The organism is Kitasatospora sp. NPDC050543 (genome assembly GCF_044457565.1).
Lineage (GTDB): Bacteria > Actinomycetota > Actinomycetes > Streptomycetales > Streptomycetaceae > Kitasatospora.
In genome coordinates, this window is record NZ_JBITGZ010000083.1 from 1 (window position 1) to 3,586 (window position 3,586).

Sequence of the window (3,586 nt, forward strand, 5' to 3'; positions counted from 1 at the left end):
TGGCGGGCTGTTCGAAGAAGAGTGAGGTGGCGTCGTCGGATGCCGTGTTGGTGAATGCCTCCGACAGTGCGTGTGAGGTGTCGCGGACCTCGTTCCCGGCGGGGAATGTGAAGATCGAGGTCACCAACAAGGGTTCGAAGGCGACCGAGGTGTACGTCTACGGGGCGGGCGACCGGATCGTGACGGAGCGGGAGAACATCGGGCCGGGGACGAAGGCGACGATCGCGGCGGAGATCAAGGCGGGCGAGTACGAGGTCGCGTGCAAGCCGGGGATGGTCGGTGACGGGATCCGGCAGAAGGTCACCGTGACGGGTGACGGTGGTGCGGTGGTGAAGGCGGATCCGCGTCTGGATGCGGCGGTGGCGTCGTACCGGGGTTACGCGCAGGAGCAGGCGGATGCGACGATCCCGGTGGTGGAGCGGTTCGCGGCGGCGGTGAGGGCGGGGGATCTGGAGGGCGCGAAGGCGCTGTTCGCGCCGTCGCGGGTGGGCTGGGAGCGGACGGAGCCGGTGGCGGAGAGCTTCGGTGACGTGGATCCGAGGACCGACACCCGTGAGGACGCTCTGGAGGCGGGTCAGGAGTGGACGGGCTGGCACAGGCTGGAGAAGTCGCTGTGGGCGGACGCCCGGATCGGTGATGAGGAGATGAAGCTCGCCGATCAGCTGGTGGCGGATCTGAAGGACTGGCAGAAGAAGATCCCGCAGGCGGAGATCACCCCGACCAGCATGGCCAACGGCGCGAAGGAGCTGCTGGACGAGGTCGCGGTGAACAAGATCACCGGTGAGGAGGACCGCTACTCCCACACGGATCTGTCGGACTTCGCGGCGAACGTCGAGGGTGCGAAGAAGGCGTACGAGCTGTTGAAGCCGGTGGCGGCGGAGAAGGACGCGGAGCTGGCGACGACGCTGGACGGCGAGTTCGCGGGGATCCAGGCGCTGCTGGCGAAGTACAAGCAGGGTGAGGTGTTCACCTCCTACGACAAGGTCGCCGACGGGGAGCGCAAGGCGTTCTCGGACGCGGTGAACTCGCTGGGTGAGCCGCTGTCCAAGCTCGCCGCCGCCGTCACCACCAAGTAGCCCGCACCTCGTACCACCTCTCGACCACAATCCCCCACCCCCCGCCGTGGCGGCCTGAGCGGCCGCCACGGCATCTTGATCAGCACAGAAAGGGCCGCCCCTCATGGACTCGAACGAGCCGGTTTCGAACGAGCCGATGGTCACCCCGTCGTCCGTGTCGCCCGAGCAGGCCGGCCCCGGCCCTGGTGCGGGGGCGTTCTCCCGGCGGGCGGTGATCGGCTGGGCGGGTGCGGGGGTGGCGCTGGGTGCGGCCGCGGTGGGTTCGGTTGCCGGTGCGACCTTGCGGGACGGGTCGTCGGCCGGTGCGGCGCAGGTGGATTCCGGTGGGGGTGTGCCGTTCTACGGGGAGCATCAGGCGGGTATCGCGACGCCGGTGCAGGATCGGTTGCACTTCGCGGCGTTCGACGTCTCCACCACGAGTCGGGAGGCGTTGGTGCGGATGTTGAAGGAGTGGACGAGGGCGGCGGCGGCGATGACCGGGGGCCGGGAGATCGGTACCGGTGCGGCGACGGGGCTGGCGCAGGCGCCGCCGGATGACACGGGTGAGGCGCTGGGTCTGCCCGCCTCGCGCCTGACGTTGACGATCGGGTTCGGGCCGGGGCTGTTCGAGAAGGACGGGGTGGACCGGTTCGGGTTGCGGGCCAGGCGGCCGGAGGCGCTGGTGGATCTGCCGGCGTTCGCGCACGACCGGCTGGATCCGGCGCGCAGTGGTGGGGACATCTGTGTGCAGGCGTGCGCGGATGACCCGCAGGTGGCGGTGCACGCGATCCGTAACCTGGCGCGGATCGGGATGGGGGTGGTGAACGTCCGGTGGTCGCAGTTGGGGTTCGGGAAGACGTCGTCGACGACGCCGGACGCGCAGACGCCGCGGAACCTGATGGGGTTCAAGGACGGGACGCACAACATCGCGGGGACCGATGGTGCGGCGCTGGCGGAGCATGTGTGGGCGGCGTCGGGGGACGGTCCGGAGTGGATGACGGGCGGCTCGTACCTGGTGGCGCGTCGGATCCGGATGCACATCGAGACGTGGGACCGTACGCCGTTGAAGGAGCAGGAGGACATCTTCGGGCGGACGAAGGGGGAGGGTGCGCCGTTCGGGAAGGCGAGGGAGCGGGACACTCCGGATCTGGCGGCGATGCCGGAGGGTTCGCATGTGCGGCTGGCGCATCCGGATTCCAATGACGGGTTGATGATCCTGCGGCGGGGGTTCTCGTTCACGGACGGCACGGATGGTCTGGGGCGGCTGGACGCGGGCCTGTTCTTCCTGGCGTACCAGCGGGACACGCGGAAGGCGTTCGTGCCGTTGCAGCGGCGGCTGGCGGGTTCGGACCTGCTGAACGAGTACATCCAGCATGTGGGGTCGGCGCATTTCGCGTGTCCGGCGGGTGTGCGCAAGCCCGGTGAGTGGTGGGGGCAGGCCCTGTTCGGCTGAGCCCTTCGTGGTGCGGCCTGTCTCTCGCGGGTCCGTTCCCGCACGTCTGCACGTCTGCACGTCTGCGCGTCTGCATGTCTGCATGTCTGTTCCGTCCCCGATCCCCCGGGAGAGTGTCCTGTGTTCGGCAACTATCTGATCGGTCTGCGTGAGGGCCTTGAGGCCAGTCTCGTGGTGTGCATTCTGATCGCGTATCTGGTGAAGACGGGTCGGCGGGATCGGTTGGCGCCGGTGTGGTTGGGGATCGGTGGCGCGGTCGCGGTGTCGATGGCGTTCGGTGCGGTGTTGCAGTTCGGGTCGTCGCAGTTGACGTTCGAGGCGCAGGAGGCGCTGGGCGGGTCGCTGTCGGTGGTCGCGGTGGGGCTGGTGACGTGGATGGTGTTCTGGATGCGTCGTACCGCGCGTCATCTGAGGGCGGAGTTGCACGGGAAGCTGGACGCGGCGTTGGCGATGGGGACGTTCGCGTTGGTGACGACGGCGTTCCTGGCGGTGGGCCGGGAGGGGCTGGAGACGGCGTTGTTCATCTGGTCGGCGGTGCAGGCGACCAGTGACGGGGTGCGGCCGTTGGTGGGGGCGTTGCTGGGGTTGCTGACGTCGGTGGTGCTGGGGTGGATGTTCTACCGGGGGGCGTTGCGGATCAATCTGGCGCGGTTCTTCACCTGGACGGGAGCGATGCTGGTGGTGGTCGCGGCGGGGGTGCTGGCGTACGGGGTGCACGACCTTCAGGAGGCGGGCTGGCTGGGGGGTCTGCACGATCAGCTGTTCGACATCAGCTCGACGATCCCCAAGGACAGCTGGTACGGGACGCTGCTCAAGGGCGTGCTGAACTTCCAGCCCGACCCGACGAAGCTCCAGGCGGGCGTCTGGGCGGTGTACCTGGTTCCGACGCTGCTGTTCTTCTTCGGTGTCCTGGGCCCCCGCACCACCCAGCCCACCACACCCACCACACCCGCCGCGACGGCGGCCGGGCCGGCCGCCGCGGAGAAGCCCGCCGGCTGACCACGGCACACCACAACACCACAGCGCGCACCGCTCGCCCCGTCCGGCACCCGCCGGACGGGGCGAGCCACATCCGGGC

The 3,586-nt window shown here is 69.2% G+C and carries 3 protein-coding genes; all 3 read left to right on the plus strand.

What is annotated here, in order from left to right:
* Positions 1-1,076 (plus strand): iron uptake system protein EfeO (gene efeO / locus ACIBH3_RS35810; RefSeq protein WP_396316300.1); only part of this gene is annotated, 1,076 nt, incomplete at its 5' end.
* A 136-nt stretch (positions 1,077-1,212) separates the two neighbouring features.
* Positions 1,213-2,508: an iron uptake transporter deferrochelatase/peroxidase subunit gene (gene efeB / locus ACIBH3_RS35815; RefSeq protein ID WP_396316302.1), complete on the plus strand. Its 1,296-nt coding sequence runs from the start codon at positions 1,213-1,215 to the stop codon at positions 2,506-2,508.
* Between the two features lie 120 nt (positions 2,509-2,628).
* The gene (efeU, locus tag ACIBH3_RS35820) at positions 2,629-3,507 is read left to right on the plus strand and encodes an iron uptake transporter permease EfeU (RefSeq protein ID WP_396316301.1); all 879 of its coding nucleotides are present in this window, start codon (positions 2,629-2,631) and stop codon (positions 3,505-3,507) included.
* Positions 3,508-3,586: the final 79 nt, after the last annotated feature.